Source organism: Nitrosospira sp. Nl5 (genome assembly GCF_900102495.1).
GTDB lineage: Bacteria > Pseudomonadota > Gammaproteobacteria > Burkholderiales > Nitrosomonadaceae > Nitrosospira.
In genome coordinates, this window is sequence record NZ_FMVQ01000001.1 from 188,823 (window position 1) to 214,522 (window position 25,700).

Annotated in this window: 22 protein-coding genes and 1 pseudogene; 11 read left to right on the plus strand and 12 right to left on the minus strand. The window is 53.3% G+C overall.

The annotated features are described in order from the left end of the window. Nucleotides 1-111: 111 nt before the first annotated feature. Nucleotides 112-1,716: an ABC-F family ATPase gene (locus tag BLP45_RS00940; RefSeq protein ID WP_090368892.1), complete on the minus strand. Its 1,605-nt coding sequence runs from the start codon at nt 1,714-1,716 to the stop codon at nt 112-114. A 297-nt stretch (nt 1,717-2,013) separates the two neighbouring features. Between BLP45_RS00940 and BLP45_RS00945 the strand changes: the two genes are divergently transcribed. Beyond that, the gene (locus tag BLP45_RS00945) at nt 2,014-2,982 is read left to right on the plus strand and encodes an acetyl-CoA carboxylase carboxyltransferase subunit alpha (protein WP_090368894.1); all 969 of its coding nucleotides are present in this window, start codon (nt 2,014-2,016) and stop codon (nt 2,980-2,982) included. Then, nucleotides 2,951-4,339 carry a tRNA lysidine(34) synthetase TilS gene (gene tilS / locus BLP45_RS00950; RefSeq protein ID WP_090368896.1) on the plus strand — a complete coding sequence of 463 codons (1,389 nt, stop codon included), beginning with the start codon at nt 2,951-2,953 and terminating at the stop codon, nt 4,337-4,339. The genes BLP45_RS00945 and tilS overlap by 32 nt, the downstream gene beginning before the upstream one ends. A gap of 36 nt (nt 4,340-4,375) precedes the next feature. Here the strand turns inward: tilS and BLP45_RS00955 are convergent, their stop codons facing one another. Continuing rightward, nucleotides 4,376-5,044 (minus strand): hypothetical protein, encoded by a 669-nt coding sequence (locus tag BLP45_RS00955; protein WP_176754615.1) that lies wholly within the window; start codon nt 5,042-5,044, stop codon nt 4,376-4,378. A 351-nt stretch (nt 5,045-5,395) separates the two neighbouring features. On the opposite strand from BLP45_RS00955, the gene radA reads away from it, so the two are divergent. Then, nucleotides 5,396-6,745, plus strand: coding sequence for a DNA repair protein RadA (gene radA / locus BLP45_RS00960; RefSeq protein WP_090368898.1), 1,350 nt, complete (start codon nt 5,396-5,398; stop codon nt 6,743-6,745). Nucleotides 6,746-7,167: 422 nt separating this feature from the next. Here the strand turns inward: radA and BLP45_RS00965 are convergent, their stop codons facing one another. The 5 genes from BLP45_RS00965 to BLP45_RS00985 all read right to left on the minus strand — a co-directional run bounded on the left by BLP45_RS00965 (nt 7,168) and on the right by BLP45_RS00985 (nt 12,218). Continuing rightward, nucleotides 7,168-8,325 carry a DUF3466 family protein gene (locus BLP45_RS00965; protein ID WP_090368900.1) on the minus strand — a complete coding sequence of 386 codons (1,158 nt, stop codon included), beginning with the start codon at nt 8,323-8,325 and terminating at the stop codon, nt 7,168-7,170. Nucleotides 8,326-8,527: 202 nt separating this feature from the next. After that, on the minus strand, nt 8,528-8,917 hold the full coding sequence (bamE, locus tag BLP45_RS00970) for an outer membrane protein assembly factor BamE domain-containing protein (RefSeq protein WP_090368902.1): 390 nt from the start codon (nt 8,915-8,917) through the stop codon (nt 8,528-8,530). 159 nt (nt 8,918-9,076) lie between these two features. After that, complete coding sequence (locus tag BLP45_RS00975) at nt 9,077-9,844, minus strand: glycine-rich domain-containing protein (protein WP_090368903.1); 768 nt, start codon at nt 9,842-9,844, stop codon at nt 9,077-9,079. 157 nt (nt 9,845-10,001) lie between these two features. Next, the gene (locus tag BLP45_RS00980) at nt 10,002-10,190 is read right to left on the minus strand and encodes a YbdD/YjiX family protein (protein WP_256327638.1); all 189 of its coding nucleotides are present in this window, start codon (nt 10,188-10,190) and stop codon (nt 10,002-10,004) included. A 21-nt stretch (nt 10,191-10,211) separates the two neighbouring features. Next, a complete protein-coding gene (locus BLP45_RS00985) occupies nt 10,212-12,218 on the minus strand; it encodes a carbon starvation CstA family protein (protein WP_090368907.1) in 2,007 nt (668 codons plus the stop codon). 130 nt (nt 12,219-12,348) lie between these two features. Between BLP45_RS00985 and BLP45_RS00990 the strand changes: the two genes are divergently transcribed. Next, nucleotides 12,349-13,719: a cache domain-containing protein gene (locus BLP45_RS00990; protein WP_090368909.1), complete on the plus strand. Its 1,371-nt coding sequence runs from the start codon at nt 12,349-12,351 to the stop codon at nt 13,717-13,719. A gap of 51 nt (nt 13,720-13,770) precedes the next feature. Continuing rightward, complete coding sequence (locus BLP45_RS00995; RefSeq protein ID WP_176754616.1) at nt 13,771-14,403, plus strand: response regulator; 633 nt, start codon at nt 13,771-13,773, stop codon at nt 14,401-14,403. 272 nt (nt 14,404-14,675) lie between these two features. On the opposite strand, the gene BLP45_RS01000 is transcribed toward BLP45_RS00995, so the two are convergent. The 3 genes and pseudogenes from BLP45_RS01000 to BLP45_RS15025 all read right to left on the minus strand — a co-directional run. After that, a complete protein-coding gene (locus BLP45_RS01000) occupies nt 14,676-15,692 on the minus strand; it encodes a pyridoxal-phosphate dependent enzyme (RefSeq protein WP_256327617.1) in 1,017 nt (338 codons plus the stop codon). 160 nt (nt 15,693-15,852) lie between these two features. Further along, nucleotides 15,853-15,981, minus strand: coding sequence for a hypothetical protein (locus BLP45_RS14830; protein WP_371128725.1), 129 nt, complete (start codon nt 15,979-15,981; stop codon nt 15,853-15,855). Between the two features lie 301 nt (nt 15,982-16,282). Then, nucleotides 16,283-16,348: pseudogene (locus BLP45_RS15025) on the minus strand (hypothetical protein); the annotation flags it as partial. A gap of 195 nt (nt 16,349-16,543) precedes the next feature. Here BLP45_RS15025 and BLP45_RS01015 point away from each other — a divergent pair. Both BLP45_RS01015 and BLP45_RS01020 read left to right on the plus strand, forming a co-directional pair. Further along, nucleotides 16,544-17,332, plus strand: coding sequence for a DUF6962 family protein (locus BLP45_RS01015; protein WP_256327618.1), 789 nt, complete (start codon nt 16,544-16,546; stop codon nt 17,330-17,332). A gap of 70 nt (nt 17,333-17,402) precedes the next feature. Then, nucleotides 17,403-17,789, plus strand: coding sequence for a group II truncated hemoglobin (locus tag BLP45_RS01020; protein WP_090368915.1), 387 nt, complete (start codon nt 17,403-17,405; stop codon nt 17,787-17,789). Nucleotides 17,790-17,961: 172 nt separating this feature from the next. Here BLP45_RS01020 and BLP45_RS01025 read toward each other — a convergent pair whose 3' ends face one another. Both BLP45_RS01025 and ftsH read right to left on the minus strand, forming a co-directional pair. Beyond that, nucleotides 17,962-19,341, minus strand: coding sequence for a DEAD/DEAH box helicase (locus tag BLP45_RS01025; RefSeq protein ID WP_090368917.1), 1,380 nt, complete (start codon nt 19,339-19,341; stop codon nt 17,962-17,964). 530 nt (nt 19,342-19,871) lie between these two features. Continuing rightward, on the minus strand, nt 19,872-21,719 hold the full coding sequence (gene ftsH, locus BLP45_RS01030; protein ID WP_090368919.1) for an ATP-dependent zinc metalloprotease FtsH: 1,848 nt from the start codon (nt 21,717-21,719) through the stop codon (nt 19,872-19,874). Between the two features lie 304 nt (nt 21,720-22,023). Between ftsH and BLP45_RS01035 the strand changes: the two genes are divergently transcribed. Genes BLP45_RS01035 through BLP45_RS01050 form a run of 4 tightly spaced genes read left to right on the plus strand, consistent with a single transcriptional unit; the run spans nt 22,024 to nt 25,588 of the window. After that, entirely contained in the window at nt 22,024-22,587 is a 564-nt protein-coding gene (locus BLP45_RS01035) for a paraquat-inducible protein A (RefSeq protein ID WP_256327619.1), read from the plus strand. 36 nt (nt 22,588-22,623) lie between these two features. Continuing rightward, nucleotides 22,624-23,265 carry a paraquat-inducible protein A gene (locus BLP45_RS01040; protein ID WP_090368922.1) on the plus strand — a complete coding sequence of 214 codons (642 nt, stop codon included), beginning with the start codon at nt 22,624-22,626 and terminating at the stop codon, nt 23,263-23,265. Then, nucleotides 23,262-24,935, plus strand: coding sequence for a PqiB family protein (locus tag BLP45_RS01045; RefSeq protein WP_090368924.1), 1,674 nt, complete (start codon nt 23,262-23,264; stop codon nt 24,933-24,935). Before BLP45_RS01040 ends, BLP45_RS01045 begins: the two co-directional genes overlap by 4 nt. Continuing rightward, nucleotides 24,932-25,588 (plus strand): PqiC family protein, encoded by a 657-nt coding sequence (locus BLP45_RS01050; RefSeq protein ID WP_218117919.1) that lies wholly within the window; start codon nt 24,932-24,934, stop codon nt 25,586-25,588. Before BLP45_RS01045 ends, BLP45_RS01050 begins: the two co-directional genes overlap by 4 nt. Nucleotides 25,589-25,700 lie beyond the last annotated feature (112 nt).

The following is a 25,700-nucleotide window of genomic DNA, read 5'->3' on the forward strand; positions in this document are numbered from 1 at the left end:
CGGTATCACTTCCTACCGGGTCCATTGTTGGTTTCGATGGATTCCGGGTCAAGCCTGGAATGACGAATCATAGTCATTACCCGGTGGATAGGGTGTGTCTTTGGAAATTGCTTATACGACACCCTGACCTCGCAGGTAGTCTTCGTAGCTGCCCTTGAAATCGGTGATTCCATCGAATTTCATTTCGATGATGTGAGTAGCGAGTGAGGAGACGAATTCCCGGTCATGCGAAACGAAAATCAGCGTGCCTGTGAATTTCTCCAGGGCGCCGTTAAGGGATTCAATGGATTCCATATCGAGATGGTTGGTCGGTTCGTCCATCAGCAGTACATTGGGCTTTTGCAGGATGAGCTTTCCGAACAGCATGCGTCCCTCTTCCCCACCGGAAATGACTTTCACCGGTTTCTTCACTTCGTCCCCGGAAAACAGTAGCCTGCCGAGAACGCTGCGCACGGCCTGATCGTCGTCACTCGGACGCCGCCATTGTGTCATCCAGTCGGTCAGCGACATGTCTCCCTCAAAGTCCGCGGCGTGATCTTGCGCGAAATAACCGGGACGTGCTTTTTCCGCCCACTTTACTTCTCCCGCATCCGGCGCCAGATCGCCGGCAAGGCAGCGCAGCAGTGTCGTCTTGCCGATACCGTTGGGGCCGATGATAGCGATTTTCTCCCCGGCTTCGACATTAACGCTGAATCTTTCCAGCACCGGCTTTTCCATCCCTGGAAAACGCTTGCCGATGCTTTGCACCGATACTGCCAGCCGATGCAGTTTGTCCCGATCGTCCACTTCAAAACGGATATAGGGATACTGGCGGCTGGAAGGTTTCACGTCTTCCAGCTTTATTTTCTCGATCTGGCGTGCGCGACTGGTTGCCTGCCGCGCCTTGGAGGCATTGGCGGAAAAACGGCTGACAAAGGACTGCAATTCCGCAATCTGGGTTTTCTTCTTGGCGTTGTCAGCCAGCATGCGCTCACGCACCTGGGTGGACGCGGTCATATAGTCGTCGTAATTGCCGGGGTAGATACGGATTTCACCGTAATCCAGATCCGCCATATGGGTGCAGACACTGTTCAAAAAGTGGCGGTCGTGAGAAATGATGACGATGGTGCTCTTGCTGGCGCTGATGACATCCTCCAGCCAGCGGATGGTATTGATATCCAGATTGTTGGTCGGTTCATCCAGCAGCAGGATTTCAGGATCGGCAAACAACGCCTGCGCCAGCAGTATGCGCAGTTTGAATCCAGGCGCTATCGCGCTCATCGGCCCCCGGTGTTGCGACAGCGGAATTCCTACTCCTTGCAGCAATTCTCCGGCGCGCGCTTCGGCGGAATAGCCATCCAGCTCGGCAAAGCGCGCCTCAAGTTCGGCCGCGTGCATATAGTCGGCTTCGCTGGCGTCCGGATTCGCATAAATCGCGTCGCGTTCCTCTTTGACGCGCCATAGTTCATCGTGCCCCATCATTACGGTATCGATGACGGGACAATTCTCGAAGGCGAATTGATCCTGGCGCAACTTACCGACGCGCTCGCCGGCATCGACACTGACATTCCCGCCAGTGGGCTCCAGGTCGCCGCCGAGGATTTTCATGAAGGTGGACTTGCCGGACCCGTTGGCCCCGATGAGCCCGTAGCGATTGCCGTCGCCAAATTTTACGGAGACGTTTTCGAACAGGGGCTTTGCCCCGAATTGCATAGTGATATTAGCGGTGGTTATCAAAGATTGTTTCCTGAAAAGAAGGCTGCAAAAAACCTGCTATTTTAACTGTTTTCTCAATGAATTCCGAACATCGTTTTGGCTGCTGTTGGATCTTCCGGTTGAAGCAAATTAAAAGGCTGGTCCTTGCTCGCGTGACGTCTGCAATACATTGGGTTTGCTCCATGCCGCCTTTTCGGCGGCGGATTGAGATCCATCAGGAAAGGTACTGAACCATCTTTTTTTGCTCCTGAAACGGAGTGCTCTTTTGCCTTGGCGATCCTGTATCATTGCGGTTTCAAAATTACGCCCGGATTTAGGATGAAAATCACCTTCCTGGATTTCGAGCAGCCCATCGCCGAGCTTGAAGCAAAAATCGAGGAGCTGCGTTTTGCCCAGGACGACTCGGCGGTGGATATCTCAGCGGAAATCCTCCGCCTGCAGAAAAAAAGCCATTCGCTGACGAACAGCATCTATGCGAAGCTTACGCCGTGGCAGATTTCGCAGGTTGCGCGGCATCCGCAACGCCCTTACACGCTCGATTATATCCAGCATCTATTCACCGATTTCGAAGAGCTTCACGGCGACCGGAGCTTTGCCGACGATCATGCGATCATTGGCGGGCTGGCGAGATTTGTTGGTCAGACGGTAATGGTCATCGGTCACCAGAAGGGGCGTGACACCAAGGAAAAAATTCATCGTAATTTCGGCATGCCCAGGCCCGAAGGCTACCGCAAAGCGCTTCGTTTGATGCGCTTGGCGGAAAAATTCTCCGTGCCGGTATTCACCTTCGTCGATACTCCAGGCGCTTACCCGGGGATCGGTGCCGAAGAGCGCGGCCAGTCAGAGGCCATCGGAAGAAATCTCTATGTCCTGGCGGAATTGAAAGTACCTGTGATCTGCACCATTATCGGTGAAGGCGGCTCTGGCGGAGCGCTTGCGGTGGCGGTGGGCGATGTGGTGCAGATGCTGCAATACGCAACTTACTCCGTCATTTCTCCCGAAGGCTGTGCCTCGATTCTGTGGAAAAGCGCGGACAAGGCGCCGGAGGCCGCCGAGATCATGGGCATCACCGCGCATCGCCTCAAAACGATGGGACTGATTGACAGGATTATCAGCGAACCGGCCGGCGGGGCGCATCGCGACTATCCTGCTATCATGCAATCCGTAAAGAAAGCGTTGCAGGAATCGCTCAGGCACTTCCAGGCCCACTCGACGGAAATGTTGCTGGCAAAACGCTTCGAGCGGCTGATGGGATATGGCAAGTTCAAGGAAGTCAAACTCAAGTAGCATTTCCGGCAAGGTTGAAAACGTGCTGCGTGAACAGGTTGCGCGCGGCAATCGGCTGGTCGTGGCATTGAGTGGTGGCGTGGATTCGGTTGTGCTGCTGGATTTACTTGCCGCACTATCGGCTCAAGCGCAGTTCGCTCTCTCCGCCGTTCACGTCAACCACGGCATCAGCGCCAATGCCGGCAAGTGGAGCAAATTCTGCCGCGATCTATGCCGGCTCAAAGGCATTCCCCTTAAAATCGTCAGGCTGAAGATCAGCCGCGAACCCGGTGTCAGCCTGGAGGCTGCCGCCCGTGATGCACGCTATCGAATATTCGGGAAATTGAAGGGCGATTACGTGGTGCTGGCCCAGCATCTGGACGACCAGGCGGAAACCCTGCTGCTGCAACTGCTGCGTGGGGCGGGTGTGAAGGGGCTGGGAGCAATGCCGGTAATCAGGGATCCCGCGCCGGGAATCACGGACGCCACAGCGCGTAGAGTCCCACGGATATTGCGGCCCATGCTCGATGTATCCAGGCGCGAGATCGAAGATTACGCAAGGGAAAATGCATTGCCGTGGATTACCGATGAAAGCAACGATGACGTATCTTTCGACCGGAATTTCTTGCGTCACGAATTTTTCCCTCTCCTGGAGACGCGTTTTCCTTCCTATCGCACGACATTTCTGCGTGCAAGCCGGCATATGGCCGAGGCATCGGATTTGCTGGATGAATTGGCAGCAGCCGATAGCAAAAAATGTATTGTTTCGGGAAAACTTCAGATCGAAGGTTTGCGGGAGTTAAGCTTTCCTCGCGCCAGGAACGTATTGCGCTACACCCTGGCTCAGCAGGGCGCGATCCTGCCCAGCACGGCAAAGCTGGAGGAAATCCTGCGCCAGTTGTTGTCCGCCCGCCTGGGCTCGAAATTGCATATCGTTTTTGGGAATGCCGAAATTCGCTGCTTCAGGGGAACGATTCACGTCCGCAATACCAATCCATTTCCCGATATGGAATGGCGGCTGGCGTGGCACGGAGAAAAGCAACTGGTTATTGGCGATCTGGGCGGCATTCTCAAATTCACTCCCCGGAAGGGGCTGGGGATCAATCTTCAGAAGCTGACGGAGAACCCTGTCACGATTCGTGTGCGGCAGGGGGGCGAACGTCTGCGCCTGGACTCCAGCCGTCCCCGCCGCAGTCTTAAAAACCTCCTACGGGAAGCGTCGCTCCCGCCGTGGGAGCGGGAAACGCTGCCGTTGATGTTCAGCGGCGAGCATCTCGTTTGGGTGGCCGGAATCGGAGTGGACTGTGCTTTCCAGGCGGCAGCGGGAGAGCCGGGTTTGATGGTGGAGTGGAAAACCGGAAGACGATCCGGGACGTAACAAACCGTACAGCGATTTTTTGCTCTCTTCCGATTATTATTTCATCGGGGGTGTTTCGCTGTTCTCCTTGCCGGTCCAGAATTTTGCCTCTTCCATTCGAATGTCCAGGGCATTAAGGGGATTGCGATGGAAGGAGCCGGTTTGTGGAGGAGCTATAAGATCTGTCGAGGTAAATGACAATAAAAAAAGAACAGTATAATCGCTGTAATAGGTGTCGGCCAGGAAGGTGGGAGTCGATCCGACTAGCCTGCCTTCCGGTATCTCGAATATGTTCATATGGAATTTTACGTACCCGACCTGATGCTGTGCTTTATAAAGCGATAATTCGGGCAGGGAAAAGGGGATCAGTACACTTTGGACCGGAGGCATGCCAAAAAAAGTCCCGGCCAACTCGGTTCCCAACGCGCCTACAATTACACTTATGCGATGCGTCGCATTCTTCTCTTCTTTCTGTACCAGGTATCCCTGTTGCCCCAACCAGCCGGTCAAAACTTGTTGCAGAAGACTTTGGTCTGGGGTCAGTCCCGAGATATCGAGTATTATCTTTGAATCCTTGGAGATAGGCAGGGGACCATTGGGTTCGCGAGGAAGGCTTCGTATTATGGCTTCACTGATGAGTAGCTGTTCGGTAGCTGTTCTTGCAGAGTGGCTGGCTCTGTGGGTACTGGAACACCCTGTCGTCAATCCGATAACAATCGTACTCAAGACCAAAATCTTAAAAAACATCGGTTATTGTTCTATTCATAGCTCTGACCTGGGAAATTGAGATGGGTGAAATGCAACGGAAGAACCTCAACACTAACATATCCAAAAAAGATATGCACGCCGTGGTCAAACTTGCACTCTCGAAAATAACGGCCAGTAGCGCGATTAAGCCCGTCCGCGATGTTTGGCGAACAACGTTAAAATGACAGGTCAAGGGGAGCAAAAAGCAGGGCTATTCTGCTGAAAAGCAAATTGAGAATTTCGGCGATAAGCTTTTGCCGGGCTTCCCCCTGTTTTTTTCCAGAGCGCAGACAGGGCGTCGCATTGATATGATAGATAGTTTTATTGAAAATGGCTAAACCGAAATCCATATATTCCTGCAGTGAATGCGGCGGCCAAACGTTGAAATGGCAGGGTCAGTGCCCCCATTGCCAGGCATGGAACACGCTGGTCGAAGCTGTCGCTGAGAAAGCCGTATCGCGCTTCACTCCCGTATCCGAAACCGGTCAAGTGCAGAATCTGGGCGAAGTGGAAGCAGGGGAGGAGCCGCGTTATTCCACGGGTGTGGCCGAGTTTGACCGGGTGCTGGGTGGTGGTCTGGTGCATGGGGGGGTGGTATTGCTGGGAGGTGATCCAGGCATCGGTAAATCCACGCTGTTGCTGCAAGCGCTATGCCATATGTCAGTCATGCGGAACGTGCTGTACGTGAGCGGAGAGGAGTCAGCGCGGCAGGTGGCGCTGCGGGCGAAACGCCTGGCGCTGGATGCGCAAATCGTGCACTTGCTGGCGGAAATCCGGTTGGACAGAATCCAGTCTGTACTGGCCGAACGCAAACCCGACGTCGCCGTCATCGATTCGATTCAGACGGTTTATTCCGACGTGCTGCAATCCGCGCCCGGCTCGGTAGCACAGGTGCGCGAGTGTGCTGCGCAGTTGACACGGCTGGCCAAGGCCAGCGGCATCTGCATTATCCTGGTGGGCCATGTGACCAAGGAAGGAGCGCTGGCGGGGCCGCGCGTGCTGGAGCACATGGTGGATACGGTGCTCTATTTCGAGGGCGATACCCATTCCAGTTTCCGCCTGATCCGCGCATTCAAGAATCGTTTCGGCGCGGTGAACGAACTGGGCGTGTTTGCCATGGGTGAAAAAGGCTTGCGTGAAGTGAACAATCCTTCGGCGCTGTTTCTTTCTCATCATGGCGCCCAAGTGCCAGGCTCCTGCGTGATGGTGACCCAGGAAGGCACTCGCCCGTTGCTGGTGGAAATCCAGGCCCTGGTGGATGAAGCGCATGCGCCGAATCCCCGGAGACTAAGCGTGGGGCTGGAACAGAACCGGTTGGCGATGCTGCTGGCGGTGTTGCACCGCCACGCGGGGATCGCGTGTTTTGACCAGGACGTATTTGTCAATGCCGTCGGTGGGGTGAAGATTACCGAGCCGGGAGCCGATCTGGCGGTATTGCTTGCTATCGTTTCCTCCCTCAAGAACAAGTCGTTGCCGGAAAAAATGGTGGTGTTTGGCGAAGTCGGGCTGGCTGGAGAAGTGCGCCCTGTCCAGCGCGGACAGGAGCGGCTGAAGGAAGCCGCAAAGCTGGGCTTTATTCAGGCCATCATCCCCAAGGCCAACAGGCCGAAACAGCCGCTCATCGGCATGGAGATCATTGCGGTGGAGAGGGTGGAGGAAGCGGTTGCGAAAATGCGCTGAAAATTCGGTCTGCGCAAATCTCTGCTGGTTGCAGGGACGTCTATAGCGGGTTATGAGTCCGGCAGCCACAGGTTTCGATTTTCACAGTTTGATATTTATATGGGCGGTGATTCGTTAAGCCTGCCATCAGGACCGGATCATCGTTCTTGCGTTTGATAATCACGGCTGTTTTTTGCCGGCCTCGCCCGTCCACTCAAACCATCCGCCCACCTGGAATAATAATTCCACCTTCACGAAACATGTGACGAAAACAGCGGCCCGTAAGCGCTTTCTCTACCCGTATAGAAAAACGCCGGAAATTCTTTCCGACGCTTTTCATCTTCAAAGCTTAAATTCACAGCCCGTCCGCCTCGTTCCACCCCACGCTCGCGCAATGCCTTCCTCAGTCCGTATCAAACATGCTAGAGATGGACTCTAATGGGTTAGGCTGCGGTCATCTTCTTACGCTTGACGACAGCGCCCATGAGCGCCAGCCCAGCCAAGAGCATTGTATAGGTCTCGGGCTCAGGCACCGGGGTAAGGAGGTAAGCATAGCCATCACTGGCATTAGCGATGATTTGCCCTATATCGTTAATGCCTTGGGCGTCAGTTAAAAAGGGTCCATTTTCGAGCTTCACCAATTCGTTAAGATCCCTCATGCCATCCCCGTCCGGTCCTGTTATAAATGCATGCTTGCGATTTCCTATTGCTATGTCTGCCCAGCCAACCACTACTCCTTGTGAGTTAATGTCATAGGCTTCGCTGTTTTTACCACCCAGCGTCCCAAGGTCCGCCATCTCGCTATTCGCATCCGTAATGAAGGCATGAAACGGAGATTCCAAACCAAATTCGGTGGTCGATGATCCCACGACTTTCCCCGCATCATTGACTGAAGTCGCAGTACTTTTATATCCACCCAGAGTGCCTAAGTCCAGCGCACTCGCGTGATTTGGGCTGGTAATGTATGCATGATGAAAACCGGAATTGAAGAGGCCAGACCCGACTACTTGACCGGAAGAGTTAATACTGTATGCCCTGTCACCCTCCCCATGTAGGCCACCGATCGGCAGCGGATTCAGGCCATCAGGGCCCGTGACAATTGCGTCAGTCCCTGTATGGAAGGGAGCATAAATATAACCGGACACCTGTCCGGCATCGTTGATGCCTGTGCCCGCACTCATGTGCCAGTCCGTGATCGGTCTTATTCCTCTGCCGGTGTCGGTGATAAAAGCGAAAGGCACTATCGTCTGGCCCAGACCCGAGGGCGCCTCAGATATTCCGGTAACTTGGCCACTGGCATTGATAGCGTAGCCTTCGCTTGTATTTCCTCCAGGAAGGGCCCCAAGATCAACCATGTCGAGGCCGTTGGCCTTGGTTACAAAGGCGTGATATTGGCCTACCATACCCGTATCTGAGTTTCCGGTTATCTGGCCAGATTCGTTGATATCAGTGGCGTACGTGCCGGGTCCGCCCAGGGTGCCAATGTTAAAAGAAGTGTAGCTTTGGGCGGATGCAGGGGCGGCCAAAACAAGTCCGCCGAGGGCCGCTCCAACGATTGTGTTAAGCAGGCGTGTTTCTAAAAAACAGAGATAGGATTTCATAATAATGGGACTCCAGTGTAAGTTGTTTCTGCGATTAATCGGTGCGTCCTCGTGTGAAGACCTGGGGTTACTACCTTTATCACCCTACAAGCAGTTTCCGTAAGTCGTAATTCAAATTCCTGCGAAGCAGCGGGACGTACGTAACCAGGTGGTAGAGCGTTACGTCCCGAAAAACGGGAGGTGTCATTCCATGTCAATAGCATTAATGGGCAATCCCGCTTTTTACCACCTCCTCTGTCTCCCGCATGGTGTACTTCGAAACCACATCATGCTTGTTGAACATAACTACCAGCTCTTTGGTTTTTACGTCAGCGCCACTTGAAACCAAGCCGACAAGCGGGATGAAGTTTTGAGCCTGGGGGATTGCTCGCGCATGCTTGTAAGTCCAGATCTCGTTGCCAGCATCGGTAAAGCTGACAACGGAAGGCTGACCCAGCGCGGCAATAACCTGATTTTTTGTGGTCTTGCCTTCCGTTATTTGCTGGGAAATTGTCGACTGAGTATGGTCTTTCAATTTCTCGTTTCCAAGCGTTGCGCAGCCAGCTACTAAAGCAACCAGAACTGTACCTGCAAAACTTTTTACTATTTTCATTTCCTATCCTCCTATGGACCTTCGTTAAAAGCAGCTTTATGAGTATTGCAACTGTGCTGCGAGTTGATGTTATTTATCTAATCAAGTACTGCCGCTCCTCTTACAATCCCAGTTCATCATTGAAACTGGCCGCGCGGGTGGCCTCAGGATCAATATCGTTTAGCCACCCCCACATCCGCCGCCACATCCGCCACCACACCCGCCGCTGCCCGCAGCGGCCGTGTCTTCAGTAGCGTAGTCATTATCAAGGGGATGGTCGAATCCGTCGGGGATAGCCAGGGCTGCGTCGAGGGCAAACAGGAAAGGCAGCTTGGACGGAGATCTTTGGTCGATTGCTTCCCACTTGCAGGCATACAGCCACGCGACCTTCAACCCTTGGGCAATGGGTTTAGATTCCTTTAGGTCTTCCGCACGGGTGTGGTGGAGGAAACACCCCAGCCCGTTTTTGCAGAACTCCGCATAGAGATGCGTGGACAGGATAAATGCGTGCCATGCAACGTCCACGACCCGGGAAGGCATGGCAACCATCAGCTGTCCTGCCGCATGGCATAATTGAAAATACTGCCGTAGCCCTTCAATTATCGAAACCAACTGCTCGTCCGACAGATGCGGATAGCGTGCGGCGACCTCATCCTTGAGTGCGGACGGAAACTCGTAGGTTTCCAAAAAAACAGCTTGCTGTTTGCGTTTTTTCCTACTTAACCATACATGCGCAACCGATATCGGAATCGCGAGAATAAAAACCAGGCCCCAAATGCTTGCGGCTGAAAAGAAAGACTCCAGCGAGATATAAAACAAGAAACAGGCCGTTGCTAAAAACACCGGCCACAATCCAAGAGGTGCGTCGAAGAGGTATTGCTTTGGTTTCACCAAGATCGGGGCTAAATCAGGCTGCTTGTTGAGGTTCAAGTCCTCTATAGCGTTCATCGTCTCCTCCTAGATTTAAAAACGTATCAATGATGTTGCAGCGCCTAAAGCCGTAGTGGGCCACAAGGAAGAAAGGAGCAAAATGGTGTTTCGGGTAGGAAGGCTCATCAAAATGATGATCATCGCTGAGCCGTTAAGTAAAAAAACACCTGAGCTTCTAACAGCACCGTCCCACCTTCCCTCCATAGCGGGCTACCTGTCGCTCGCGAAAAAATTCCTGGTGAGTCATGACCGCCTGATCCGGATGCCTGTGGCGCATATGCTCGGCGTAGGCGCTGTATTCGGGTACACCCACCATCAAGCTCAGGCTTTGCCCCACAAGGCCCAGGCTTCTCTTGATCGTCATGGATAACATTCGGATATCTCCTTACTTTCCTTTTGAAAGAATCGTTCTGATGCCAAAAAACAGGATGCTGATCAGTACCAGCATGAACATGGCCGTGAGCGATGCATTGACATAATCATTAAAAATGACCTGCTGCATCTGGGCGGCGGATTTCGCGGGGGCAAGCAGGACCTCATCTGCGAGGGCCGTCGTATATGAATCCACATGCGCAAGGAAACCGATGCGTGGATTGGCGTGGAAAATCTTCTGCCAGGCGGCGGTAAGCGTGCACGCGATGACCCAGGCAGCGGGGACCATCGTGACCCATGCAAAACGGCTGCGTTTGGTCTTGAACAGCACGCAGGTGCAGAGAATCAGCGCAATGCCTGCGAGCATCTGGTTGGCGATGCCAAACAGCGGCCACAAGGTATTGATGCCACCCAAAGGATCGACCACCCCTTGGTAGAGGAAATAGCCCCATCCCCCTACGCACAGACCAGTTGCGATAAAGCTCGCGGCGATAGAATCCGTCCGCTTCATCGCCGGGATGAGCGTTCCCAGCAGTGCCTGTAGCATGAACCGTCCTACCCGCGTACCGGCATCTATCGCTGTTAGGATGAATAGCGCCTCGAACAGGATCGCGAAGTGATACCAGAACGCCATCAAGCTCCTTCCACCCATTACATCCGACAGGATCTGCGCCATGCCTACCGCGAATGTCGGCGCGCCGCCAGTGCGGGAGATAATGGAATGTTCGCCCACGTCCTTCGCGGTCTGGGTGATCATCTCGGGCGTGACGTAAAAGCCCCACTGGGATATGATTTGCGCAGCTGATTCCGGGGTTGTGCCGATGATTGCCGCCGGGCTGTTCATGGCAAAGTACACGCCGGGTTCCAGGCTGGAAGCGGCAACCAGAGCCATAATCGCGACAAAGGATTCCGTCAGCATCGCGCCGTAGCCGATGAAGCGGGCTTCAGTTTCGTTCCCGATCATCTTGGGCGTGGTGCCGGATGAAATCAGGGAATGGAAGCCCGATATCGCGCCGCAGGCGATGGTAATGAAGAGAAAGGGAAACAGACTCCCCGACCAGACTGGCCCCGACCCATCGGTAAATTGCGTGAAGGCCGGCATTTTAAGTTCGGGAGAAACGAAGAGAACGCCGATCGCAAGTCCGAGAATGGTGCCGATCTTGAGGAAGGTGGACAGGTAGTCGCGGGGTGCAAGTAACAGCCAAACCGGCAGAACTGAAGCAATGAAGCCGTAACCGATCAGCAGCCAGGTGAGCTGTTCGCCAGTCAGGGTAAACAAGGCAGCCAGCGAGGGGGTGTCCTGCACATACTGGCCACCCACTATCGCGAGTATCAGCAGGATAAAGCCAAGCAATGAGACTTCGCCGATGGCGCCAGGCCGGAGAAAGCGTGAGTAAACACCCATCAAGAGGGCGATGGGGATGGTGGCTGCCACAGTGAAGGTGCCCCATGGCGATTCGGCCAGGGCCTTGACGACGATGAGTGCGAGCACCGCCAGGAGGATCAGCATGATGAAGAAGGTCCCGAACAAGGCAATCATGCCGGGGGCCCGCCCCATTTCCAGCTTGATCAGATCGCCCAGCGAGCGGCCATCACGGCGAGTGGAAATGAACAGCACAGTGAAGTCCTGCACTGCCCCCCCAAAGACCACGCCAGCTAGCAGCCAAAGCATGCCTGGCATGTAACCCATCTGGGCGGCGAGTATGGGACCGACCAGCGGACCTGCCCCGGCGATTGCGGCAAAATGATGGCCGAACAGGACGTATTTGTTTGTAGGGACGTAATCCAGCCCATCGTTGAATTTGTGGGCTGGCGTCATGTGTGCCGGGTCAAGCCTCAGCACACGCTCTGCAATAAAACGGCTGTAGAAACGGTAAGCAATTGTGTAAACGCAGAGGGCAGCAATGACAATCCAGATGGCGCCGATTGATTCTCCCCGCTGCAGGGCAATGACAGCAAACGCGGAGGCGCCGACCAGCGCGAGCATAAACCAGCCACCCTTCCTTATTAAATGACCCATTTCTTTCTCCGACAATTAGCCCGATATTCGGAGTTTTTCACAAGGAAGAAAGGAGCAAAATGGCGCTTCGAGTAGAAAGGCTCATCGAAATGATGATGCGAGAAATAAAACCGCTCGATATAGTTACGCCATGACCCTACGTGAAAAAATTGCCCTGTTTGCAGTTCTGCCGCTGGTGCTGGCGCTATGTGCTATCGCGCTGACAGTACGCCACCATGCAATATCGTTGTCTCAACAGCAGCGGGAGGTTATCAAGCCGGCCTATCTCGCGATGAAGGATGCTGAACTGAAGAATTATGTGGAATTCGCGATGCGAACAATCGCCCATCTCCATGAATCAGGCAGAACGGATGCAGAGGCCAGAGAGGAAGCCAGGGCCATCCTGGAGAAGATGGATGATGGGAGGGATAACTATCTATTCCTTTATAGCCTTGACGGCACGCTGTTGGCGCATCCAAAGCAGATAGAATCGGTGGGAGAGAACATGTGGAATTTTCAGGATCCTGCAGGAAAGTTCCTTATCCAGGACCTGATCCGCGTTGCACGGTCGGGGGGTGGTTTTGAAGATTATGTCTGGCCCAAATACTCTACAGGAAGTCTGGATCCAAAGCCCAAGCGAGCTTATGTGGTTGAAGTGCCGGGCTGGGGCTGGATGCTCGGTACCGGGGTTTACCTGGATGACATCGATGATGCACTGTCAGAAATCGATTCACGAGTATCCCGCAACATTGAGGACACGATGCTCTGGATTGCAGGAATTGCATTTCTCGCAATGGTTGTAATATTCCTGGGTCTGTTGCGCAACATCAGGGAGCGAACCGTATTGGACGATCGGCTCAGTGAAGCGAACAGCAACCTTATGGCATTGACACAGCGATTAATAGATGCACGAGCGGAGGAAGAAACGAGAATTAAATACCTGCATGGTGGGATTCAATCAATGCTGACAGCGATAAAAGTGAATATTGAAGCTGCCTTGAGGGCATTGCCGCAGACGCCCCAGTTAATAAAGGAGTCTGCGTCATTCAGATCGGCCGCCAAGCAACTTGGTGGCGTCCTTGGTGACTTGCGTAAAATAATGAAGGGCACTTCCATCATCGATCCTAACCTTTCCTTGAGCGATCAGTTAAACGAACTGACTCTTGCCATGTCCACTGTTGCCACACCCATCGAGTTCGCTGCAGTCGGCGAAATAAAATATTTACCTTTGGAGGTCAATGAAGCTCTTTTTATGAGCGCAAAGACAGCGCTTGAAAATATCATCAAGCACGCAGGAGCCAGCCGCGCATCTGTACTCCTCGAAGGCACAACAAGCTGCGTGAAGATGGAAATTCGCGACAATGGAAAGGGCTTTGATGTAGAGCTTGTTTACAACAATCCCAACTCGAGCATCGGTTTGCGCAGCATGAAGGATGACTTGAAGGTCGTCGGTGGGAAACTGGCCGTTACTTCTTCTCCATCTGATGGTACGCGCCTGGTTGCTACCGTTCCTTATCCTTAAATCCTTTATTGCCCTGGCCCTATCATGCCCAATCGAGAATCTGTCAACATAATGATCGTCGATGATCATCCAGTGCTTATTAAGGGGCTGTCTGACGCCCTGCAAGCTGAACCGACTTTTAACATCGTGGCTGCAGCCGGAACGTTAGCTGAAGCGCGCGATTTCGCACAATGCAATGCCCTCCATCTGGTAATAATCGATCTCTTTCTACCCGATGGAAATGGCATCAATCTGGCGATGGAGTTCGGCACCCTCTACCCTGATTTGCCTCTTCTGATATACACCAGCGACAACGATCCCAGGCATGTGACAGAAGCCAGAAATATAGGCGTAAGGGGATATTTGTTGAAAGGTACAGAACTTGCGAAATTAATTTTGGCGATTGAGGTTGTATTAGCTGGCGGGTTTTATCTCGATCGCAATTTGCCAAAAATAAAAGTGATAAACCCACTACCCGCATCGAAACTAACGCCAAGCGAAGAAAAAGTTATGCGTCGGTTCGCGAGGTGGATGACGACTAGAGAAGTTAGTGAAGACCTAGGTTTAAAGTTGCCTGGCGTGAGAGCTCATCGCAATAATATTATGTGGAAGCTCGATTTGAAGAATACACCTCAACTTTATCGGGAGGCTATCAAACGCTATGGCAACCCCGATGACCCAAATTATATCTGGGTTGATCTATAAGCCTATATGCCGCTCCCAACCAAGCAGAGCTGTAGCAGGAGTAGGGCATTTTTCTTATATACGACGCTCTCCGGAGATTCCGGGATACCCTCTCTAAATAGGATTATTTTATGCCGAAATTTTGGCTAATTTTTTTAATACTCTCAACTTCTAGCTTTGCCGGTCTTGATGAAGGCTTGAAAGCTTTCAAAGCAAATGATTATCCAACCGCCATGAAGATCCTGACCCCATTTGCTGAACAAGGAAATGCCAATGCTCAAACCAAAGTGGGATTATATTCCGTCATATTCCCGACGTGCCAACTCGACTAAATGATCAGCGGTAGAACCAACACCGCCGCACACGATAACCAATACCGTTTTATATTCGGATAACGCCGCAACTTTTTCGTAAACTGCAGCAAGCGCAACGCCGCACGCAGGCTCAACCACAATTCCATGGTCTTGCAAAAACTGCAAAGAAGCAGAAACGGCCGCCTGGTCCGGCAACACAACGCTTTGGATACAGTGCTCTCTTGAGTATGCCAATGCCTGTTCACAAACTATGCGCGCTCCTAGCGTCGTCGCAATACTCGATATGTTTGCAAGCTCGACAAGAAATCCTGCTTTTAAGGATTTCCCATAGGAATCTGCGCCTTCAGTTTCAACAGCGATGACAGGCACATCGGCACCTCTATTCCGCCTCAATCCTTCTATAACGCCGCACAGGAGACCGCCGCCCCCAACTGACAGAACGATTGCATCAGGCTTTAGACCAGCACGGAATATTTCATCAATCAGGCTGGCATGACCTCTCCAAATCAGCGGGTCATCGAAAGGATGTATATATGCATCGTCAGGTTGCATGAGTGACAGGGCAAATCGGTGCGCTTCGTCCAAAGACTTCCCCTGGACTATAACTTCCGCGTTCTCTAAACACATCAAATTTACCGCCCGCTTTGAAGCTGTCTCCGGCACGATGACGATTACAGGAACCGAAAGACGCCGCCCAGCAAAAGCGACCGCCAGCCCCGCATTCCCGCCCGATGACGCAATGAAGCGTTTTGCCCCCCGTTTTAAATATTCTTCGCATGCATACCCGATTCCTCTGGCCTTGAAAGAGCCGGATGGTTGCGCGGACTCCATTTTCAGCCAAATGGATTGACCCACTTTACGGCTGATCGAGCGGGATTCAATTAGTGGTGTTTCAATATGTAGTGGCATTTGTGATTCAAAGTTGGGCCTGACTTTAAAGTGAGGCAGATATTGATACAACCACGCCGAAGAGGTATCCAGTCCAGGCTTCCGCACCTCCCTTTCCCCCTTCAATCATGAGTTTCCCCAGCAAAATAACAAGCTGGAGAAATACATTATCGCACCGCAATTTATTTAGGGGTTCATAGATTTGGATCAGTAAGCCGAGTTGCTCCTGAAAGCAGGCGGTTAGGCGCGCCAGGGGTCGCGCGGCATTTCACAACTTCCATACCCCGTTTTTTTCGATCTCGTCATGCATGGCGTCCGGGGCCAGGTCAAGCTCACCCGGCCATGTGACCGCGCCAAGCTCTACATGGGCCTGGGCGAATATTTCCGGGTCGGCCAAAGCCGCAAAAACTCCGGGCGTCGGATGCGTGTACAAACTCGGCCATTTCGACCTCGCCTTCTAGCCCATCTATGAACTGGATGCGTAGCCGGTAGCCGTCAAGCGGTTCAACTGTCTTTACCTGCCACGGCGCTTTTATTTGTATCGGCGGGACTACAGAAGCGGCGATATTTTCTTTGGTGACTGCCTGTCTTGACATAATTCCCAATCCTCCATGAGTTCGTCGCGGTCTTCTTGCGCCCATTCCAAACACCAGCGCCAGCGCGCGACGAGACATTGTTCCTCTCAATACCTTTAAGGTTCCTATGTCGATCAATACTTCATCTTCCGCATATTGCGCGTGAAAATGCGGCGGCGATCGCGCCAATACATTTGAATTATAATTCCATAGAAGGTGCTTATGATCGGCATGTTTTTTATCTTCTATATTTTAGGCGGTTATCTGTTGTTTTTGGTTGCCTTCTCCCAAATCCATGATGTAGCGGTGCGCTTTGGTTGGCTTGGTTTGCTGCGGTGAATATTGCACGTTTGTCATTCTTTAGCACTTTTAGCCATGTCTTGTATGATCGTGAGTAATCAGCGCAAATTGTGGACATTGGGCATTTTCTCGGTGGGGGTGCTTCTGGCTGCCGCGATTGTGCCACCGATTGCCCAGCCTGCCGAATATCACCGATTTGCCGACCAACGCACTTATTTCGGTATTCCTAATTTTTTGAATGTTGTTTCCAACGGCGCTTTTCTGCTCGTAGGAATAGCAGGTTTAGGATTTTTACTCCGATCCAGCGGATCCCATTCGGCCAAAGCCTTTGTTGCTTTGCCCGAGCGCTGGCCTTACCTGATTCTGTTCCTGAGCGTGGCGCTGGCATCGCTGGGTTCAGCCTACTATCATCTGGCGCCGGGCAATGAGCGGCTGGTTTGGGACCGGCTGCCAATAGCAATGGGCATCATGGCGCTGCTTGCCGCGACGCTGGGTGAACGCGTCAGTCCCAGAAGGGGCTTGCAATTATTGCCCTTTCTGATTGCGGCCGGAGCTGGAAGCGTGATGCATTGGTACTGGAGCGAACAGCGTGGGGCGGGTAACCTGAACTTTTATATTGTCGTACAGTTCTATTCGCTGCTGCTTATTTTTCTGCTTGGAATCCTTTTTCCGTCCAGATATACCCGCGGTGCCGACATCTATACAGTGATGACGTTGTATGGCGTCGCCAAGCTGGCGGAAATGCGAGATCGGGAGGTTTATGATCTTGGGCAGTGGATAAGCGGCCATACAATAAAGCATTTGCTTGCCGCACTGGCTATTTACTGGATATTGCGTATGCTGAGAAGCCGCCAGCCATTATCAAATAAATAACGAAAGCTACCGGACAATATTGGTTGGACACGGGGAATAAGCAATTGAAGGTTTTATAAGGAGGAGTGAAATGCATCTTGCGACATCCTACGAACGGATAGGCGGAGAAAGGGTCATCCGCCAGCTAGTCGACCGCTTTTACGATCTGATGGACCAGGAACCTGAGTATTTCGGTGTTCGCAAGCTTCATCCGCAAGATTTGACCCATTCCCGGCAGAAACTGTTTATGTTTCTATCGGGCTGGACTGGTGGTCCTTCGTTATATACGGAGAAATACGGCGAGCCCCGTTTGCGTACCCGCCATATGCCTTTCCCCATAGGCAGCCCCGAGCGTGATCAATGGTTATCCTGCATGTACCAGGCGATGCTGGACATCGGACTGGACGACGAAGTACGCAAAAAACTTGCCATGGGGTTTGACCAGACGGCGGATTTCATGCGCAACCAGCCGGAGTAGGAAAATGACCGAGGCTGTCCAGGCCATTCTTATTTCCTGCATGATGTTTTTGCAGGAAGGGGGAAGGCGATAAGAAAGCGATAAGCCATACCACTGATTGCGGCGAGTTGCGCTTCGCTTATCCCATGCAAATGGCCCGGACTTGCCGGGCCACTTTGCCATCAACCGAATACTACTTGCTTCTGATATAAGGGCTCGGGACGCCGCTGTTTCTAAAGGTGTTTCCTCCGGCATTGCCTCGCGTATTTTCCCGGTTATCGCTAAACGAACGGCTACGGCTATCGCCCCAATTTCCATTGGCGCTGTTAGCGCCGGTGGCGTGGCGGCCGCTGTCGTTTGACCATGTACGGTTACGTTTATGGGCGACGCTGGGCGTAGTCCTGGAGGTGCCGCCGGTAACAGGGCGTGGCTTGAATCGTGGCTCCAGACCGGGTACCACATGAGAAGCAATCCGCTGGCCTGTGAAGCGTTCGATTTTTTTCAGGTTGACGCCATCCTTGCCTGAAGCAAACGATACCGCTATTCCCGATGCGCCGGCACGGCCGGTGCGGCCAATGCGGTGCACATAATCTTCGGCGAATTTCGGCAGATCGAAATTGATCACGTGGGTAATGCCGACCACGTCGATTCCTCGTGCAGCGACGTCGGTCGCCACCAGCACACGCAGGCCGCCATGGCGGAGCCTGGTCAATGTGCGCGTACGGTCGCGCTGGTTCATGTCGCCGTGCAAAGCGGCGGCTTCATGTCCCTGGGCGGCAAGATTGTCCGCCAGCATATCGGCGTCGCGTTTGGTGGCGGTAAAGACAATGGCCTGCTTCAGCGCCATGTCGCGCAGCAGATGATCCAGCAGCCGGTTCTTGTGCGACATGTCGTCAACATAATGCAGCCGCTGTTCGATGTTATCGAGCCTTGCCTGTTGCGTTGCGATCTGGATGCGCTTGGGCGATTTCAGCAGGCGTGCCGCGACCTTGTCGATTGCGCTGTCCAGGGTGGCGGAAAACAGCAAAGTCTGGCGGTTTGCGGGCGTGGCTGAAGCGATTCTCTCCACGTCGTCAATGAAGCCCATGTCGAGCATGCGGTCGGCTTCATCCAGCACCAGCATCTCCAGGCGCGAAAAATCGATACGCCCCCGTTGAATGTGATCAATCAAACGGCCAGGTGTCGCAACCAGAATATCCACCGGCTGCGAAAGCAATTTGTTTTGCAAGGGATAAGGCATTCCGCCAAGTATGCTCACTACTTTGGCCCGAGGCAGATGCTTGCCATATTTGGCGGCGGCTTCAGATACCTGGAGCGCAAGTTCTCGCGTCGGGGTCAACACCAGCACACGTGGCCCGCGACTGTGTACCTGGGAAGGGGTGGCAAGGCGATGCAGTGCCGGCAACATGAATGCGGCGGTTTTGCCGGTGCCGGTCTGGGCCGAGGCCATGATATCGTGCCCTGCGATCAGTTCGGGAATGGCCTGCGCCTGAACAGGAGTTGGTATGGTGTAGCCGGAGTCAATAACAGCTTTAAGAATGAGTGGATGCAGATTTAGATTTTCAAAAGACACGTTGTTTTCCTATTAAATTGAGAAAATATGGTGCGTCCGATAAAGCTACAGGTTCCATGCTGCATGACTGGCAGCGCTCAATCGTTTTAACGCTTGCATAAGTTGACATGCAGCACGCCAAAATTTCCTTGCGGACATTCGCGTTGCGGATCATTGCCGCTTCGCGCCTGCCTTGCTTGGTATCGGCCGGACAAGTCCGGCAGACTGCTGGAACGTTGAAATTTTATAGAAGCGCCCTAACGCGCGCGAGCAGAAGATGGCTGCCGGAGATTAATGGGCAAAGTACCGCTAGCGCACACATAAAACATCGCCGCTAACCACGGTACCGCACAATTTTCGTTGGGGACTTGAAAATCGAAAAGAGGTCAGGAACGATGAAACCAACAGAAGGTAAAGGTAAAAAATAGAGAAACCTTCCATTGACGCGCGGAGTATACAGGAACCGGAGCCTATGTAGAAATTATTTTTATAAATAGAAACGGCGGCATGGCACGAGTTAGTCCGTGATGCCTGTTTGATTTCCACGGGTGCTATGCCGTTATCGGAAGCAAAGGCTTGGCGGGTCCGATGATGATTTCGCGTTTCAGCGCTTCGATCTGCGGCTGGTTCAACGTCTCGGTCTTGAGCAACTCCTCCGCGGTTCGATCGAGCACGGCACGGTTAAGCTGGAGTATGGCAACAGCACGCTCCAGCGCATGGTCGACGAGTTTACGCACGGCGCTATCGACTGCGTGCGCCGTTTCCTCGCTGTAGTCCCGATTCTGCGGCATAGGCATACCGGTTTGGAGGTAGGCTGAACGGTCGCGATCATAGGCAACATTGCCCAGGGCGTCGCTCATTCCATAGCGCAGCACCATGGCACGGGCAAGATCAGTCGCGCGGGCGAGATCATCCGTCGCCCCTGTCGATATCTCGTGAAATACCACCTGTTCCGCCGCCCGCCCGCCTAGCAATACAGCCATTTTGTTTTCCAACTCTGTTTGTGTCATCAGAAACCGGTCATCGGTCGGCCTTTGAATCGTGTAGCCGAGGGCGCCAACGCCGCGCGGAATGATCGAAACCTTGTGTACCTCGTCGGTACCCGGCAGCGCCAGCGCCACCATGGCGTGGCCCAACTCGTGGAATGCCACGACGCGCCGCTCGACCGGATTAAGCAGCCGGTTGCGTTTTTCAAGCCCGGCGATAACGCGTTCAATCGCGTTGTTGAAATCCCCCATCGCCACCGACGCGGCGTTGCGCCGGGTGGCGAGCAGGGCGGCCTCGTTCACCAGGTTCGCCAGGTCCGCGCCGGTGAAACCCGGGGTCAATGCCGCAATCTGCTCCGGTTTCACGTCGTTATCAAGTTTCACTTTTTTCAAGTGCACAGCGAGGATCTGCTCACGGCCCACTTTGTCCGGCCGGTCCACCAGTACTTGCCGGTCGAACCGCCCGGCACGCAACAGCGCCGGGTCAAGGATTTCCGGGCGGTTGGTTGCGCCAAGCAGCACGACGCCACTTTTGGAATCGAAACCGTCAAGTTCAGCCAGCAATTGGTTGAGCGTTTGCTCCTTTTCATCGTGGCCGCCCAGCCCGTAGGCGCCGCGGGCGCGCCCGAGCGAATCCAGTTCATCGATAAAGATGATTGCCGGAGCCATCTGACGCGCCTGCTCGAACAGGTCTCGCACTCTGGCGGCACCGACTCCAACGAACAGCTCCACAAATTCAGAGCCGGAAATCGAAAAGAACGGAACACCCGCTTCCCCCGCGACGGCGCGTGCCAGGAGCGTCTTGCCGGTTCCGGGCGGCCCAACCAGAAGAATACCCTTGGGCGCGCGCCCGCCGAGGCGGCTATACCCTTTGGTGTCCTTCAAAAAGTTGATAATCTCGATCAGCTCATCCTTCGCCTCATCCACGCCAGCCACATCCGCAAAGGTAACCTTGGTTTCTTTCTCCACAAACACCTTGGCCCGGCTTTTGCCGATTGACATCAGGCCGCCGCCGCTGATGCCGCCCTGATTCATGCGGCGAATGATAAACAGCCAGATTCCGATGAAAACGGCCATCGGCAGCAGCCAGGACAGCAGGTCGCGGACCCAGGTGCTCTGAACCACTCCGGTATAAATTACGTTATGCTTATCCAGCTTTTCAGCCAGATCGGATTCCACCCGCGTGGTAACGAAATCCTTTAATCCATCAGCACTCTTATCTTTGAGCGTCCCGTAAATATGGTTCTCGGTGATGGCGATCTCGGCGATCTTGCCTTCATCCAGCAACGTATGAAAGCGGCTGAAGGGGATAGGCTCGACCTTTGTGTATTGCGTATAAAGGCTCTGGGCCAGCAAAACGCCGAGTACTGCGATGATGACGTACCAGAAGTTGATTTTGGTTTTCTTGTCCATCGGATTTCCTTGCCGCGTTCCTCATTTAAATGACAGTCCGGCGAGCGATTTGTTTCAGCATGGCAAACGGCAAAAACGGGTATAGAATCGTGAGACACTATGCACAAAGCGAGAAATTGCGTTCACGACGCCGAGTCCATTTCTCTGCGGCGGTAATGAACCTTAACCATAGTACAGGTTGCGCCATGGCGTACTCCGACGTGGCGAGAGCCTTAAAAAAATTAACCTTCAATAAATTAAGATGCAGGAAGTCCCGGACCTGATCGCCTGTGAAGAATGCGATGCGATTCACCGCAGGATAGCGATGGATAATAACGAAGTTGCGTTCTGCAACTGTTGCGGCGCCGAACTGGAACGCGACATGAGTTCCCTCGGTAGGCGCGTTCTGCCACTGACGGTTGCCAGTTTGTTCATGTACGTTATTGCCAATATCTTTCCAATTGTTGAAATGGAGCTTCAGGGTATTGCCAGCCGGACCACGCTCATCGGTGCGGTCTTTTCCTTGAACTCTCAGGGAATGCCGCTGGTGGCATTCCTGGTGCTGGTCACGACAATCCTGTTTCCATTGATGCAACTTCTTGGCCTGATTTATTTATTTGCCTCAATAACGAGGTCTGGATATCACCCCGGGTTCAATTTATTGGCGCGCATGATTCAAATCCTGCGGCCGTGGGTGATGATGGAAGTGTTTCTGCTCGGCGCCATTGTTGCATTCGTCAAGCTGACCAGCATGGCAACCGTATTGCCTGGAGTCGCGCTATGGGCGCTTGGCACTCTTGCTATCCTCCTGGCATCAATTTTCTCGTTTAATCCCCGCTACATCTGGCAAATTTCCTTACCGGAAAGGGAGGAGAGAAAACATGTCTAATAGAGCCGCCAGTCCCGCCCATTGGCCGGCAAAATCATGGAGGCCGAAGCATTGATGAAGACCGCGGCAAGATCGGGCATGGTGTCGTGTCATTATTGTGCGACGTTGTGGAAGGAGGTTAAAGCGCATGACCGTTGTGGACGTTGTGGCGCGGCGCTGCATTCGCGCAGACCCGATAGCCTTAACCGGACCTGGGCTTTGGTGATCGCAGCCTGCATCATGTACATTCCCGCAAATGTGCTGCCTATCATGACGACCGTTTCCTTGTTCGAGGAGCAGCAGGACACCATCATGAGCGGCATCATCTATTTCTGGGCTTCGGGTTCGTGGATATTGGCGATTATTGTTTTTATCGCCAGTTTTCTGGTGCCACTATTCAAGCTGGCGGTATTGATTCTTCTATTGATCATGACGCAGCGGCACAGCGACTGGCGCCTCTTGCAGCGCACAAAGCTTTACCGCCTTGTTGAAGTGACTGGCCGCTGGTCAATGCTGGATGTCTTTGTCGTAACGCTGCTAGCCGGACTCGTACAGATAAAAGGTTTTGCCACGGTGCACGCTGAAGCGGGAATTGCCGCTTTTGCCGCGGTGGTGGTGCTGACCATGCTCGCTTCGCTCAGTTTCGATCCCCGCTTGATGTGGGACGCTGCTGAACCCGAGTCCGGAAAAGCGGCATGAACGAAGAGAAAACAGGGGAGGGAAAGGCGGACGGCTTGACGGAAACCGTGCCTATGCCCAGGAAGGTACGGCAGCGGGACTGGATCCCCTCATTAATCTGGCTGATCCCCATCGTTGCCGCGGTTATCGGTCTTTCGCTCGCGGTTAACACCTGGATAGAGCGAGGACCCGAGATCACCATTGCATTTAGCTCCGGCGAAGGGCTTGAAGCAGGCAAGACGAAGGTCAAGTATAAAGAAGTCGAGATCGGCATGGTTCAACTCATCAAACTCAGTGAAGATCACTCCCACGTGCTGGTCAGCGTGCAACTGAAAAAGGAAGCCAAAGGCTTTACCGCGGCCGATAGCCGTTTTTGGGTCGTGCGGCCACGTATTGCGGGCGCCGGCGTATCCGGGCTGGGGACGCTGCTGTCCGGACCTTATATTGGTGCCGACGCCGGTGTTTCGGCGGAGAAAGCAGACAAATTTACGGGACTGGAGGTGCCGCCCATCATTACGCGCGATGCTTCCGGCAGGCAGTATGCTTTACATGCCACCGATATCGGATCGCTGGATATTGGCTCGCCTGTCTATTACCGCCGGATCAAAGTGGGACAGGTGACGGCGTTTGATCTGGATGAGGATGGCAGAGGCATAACCATACGTATATTTGTCAATGCCCCCTATGATAAATATGTCGGCATCAATACGCGCTTCTGGCATGCCAGTGGTTTTGATATGCAAATAAATGCCAATGGCTTCACGCTCAATACGCAGTCTCTGGCTACTGTTGTGCTCGGCGGTCTTTCATTTCAGGCGCCTGAGGAAAACCGCGGCCCTCCCGCCAAGGAAAATACCGCTTTTGTCCTGGCGGTAAACCAGGCTGAAGCGTTTAAAGAGGAAGATGGCGAAGCAGAGATAATATTGCTTAATTTCAAGCAGTCGGTGCGCGGGCTGACGCCAGGCGCCGAAGTCAGTTTTCGTGGATTGATCATCGGACACGTTAAGTCGGTAGGCATCGAGTATGATCCGAAGACGCAAGAATTCAGTATACCGGTACTGGTAGAGGTCTATCCAGCTCGTCTGGGTCGAAAATTTATCGAAGAGCGGAAGCGGTCGAAGTATACCCCGCAGCAGCGCCTGCAATTCATGATCAACCGTGGTTTGTCCGCCCAGTTACGTATCGGCAATTTTCTTACCGGGCAGATTTATATCGCCCTTGATTTTTTTCCCAAAGTTACCCCGGTAAAAAATGATGTTTCCAGGAATATCGCTGGCACGGATGCCTCCGTAGCATTACTGCAATTGCCGACTATTCCCAGTAGTGCCGATGAAATTCAGACACAGGTTTCCGAGATAGCGCTCAAGTTAAGTAAAGTACCCTTCGATCAAATCGGCAGTGATTTGCAGCAATCGTTAGCGATGCTTAAGCAAACGTTGGACAGCACGGGACAGTTGGCGGAGCGGCTGAACAACGACGTGGCGCCGGAAATCACCATGGCGATGAAAGATCTGCATAAAACCTTGAATGCCGCAGAGCGCACGCTATCCGCGGATGCGCCATTACAGCAGGATTTGCGGCAGACACTGCAGGAATTAGCGCGGGCGGCCGCTTCGCTGAGAATTTTGACGGACTATTTGCAGCGTCATCCTGAATCCGTAATCCGGGGCAAGCGGGAGGATAAACAATGATGTCTAAGCCAGGTGCGATGTGTGCACTCACTATGATAATGCCATTATTGCTCGCTGGCTGCGCATCAGTTCCCACCACGCGGTTCTATACGCTGTCGGTTCCATCCGAGCCATCCGAAGTGAGGGAGGCTTCACGGCAATCGCTCCCGTCATCCACGCCAATTTTTATTGAAGTCATGCCGGTCAATGTGCCGGAAAGGCTCGCGCGTCCGCAGCTTGTCGTCAGCTCACCGGGACCGGAGCAGGAAACACGGCTTTTGATACTTGAGCGAGATCGCTGGTCGTCGCATTTTAACCATGAGTTGCGCGACGCGTTTGCTATCGGAATCGCTGAACGAACCGGAGCGGTAAACGAGACCCGTGGGGTTCGCGCTCAGCCCACCTATCGCATAGCGATCGAGCTTAGCCAGTTTGACGCAATCGTCGGCGATAAAATACAGGCAAGATTCGGTTGGACGATCACGCGTTCTACCGATGGCCATAACGCCGCGTGTTATTCGGTGATTTCGGAACCGGTGGGCGGTGGGATCGGGGGCGTGGTGAAAGGGATGCAACACGCTGTTTCGAGTGTAGCGGCCGATGTGTCAAAGAATTTGATCGAGCTGGAATCGGGCCATGCTGCAACCTGTGCAACCCAGAAACAAGATTATTGAAAGCTAGCAGCCTGTCGGACTTAAAGGAAACCGGCTGCAAAGCGCTTGGCCGGTCCATATTTCGTCGCTTTTTCAGCCAATAGAATAACTATTGGCCTTCAAAATCGTCAAA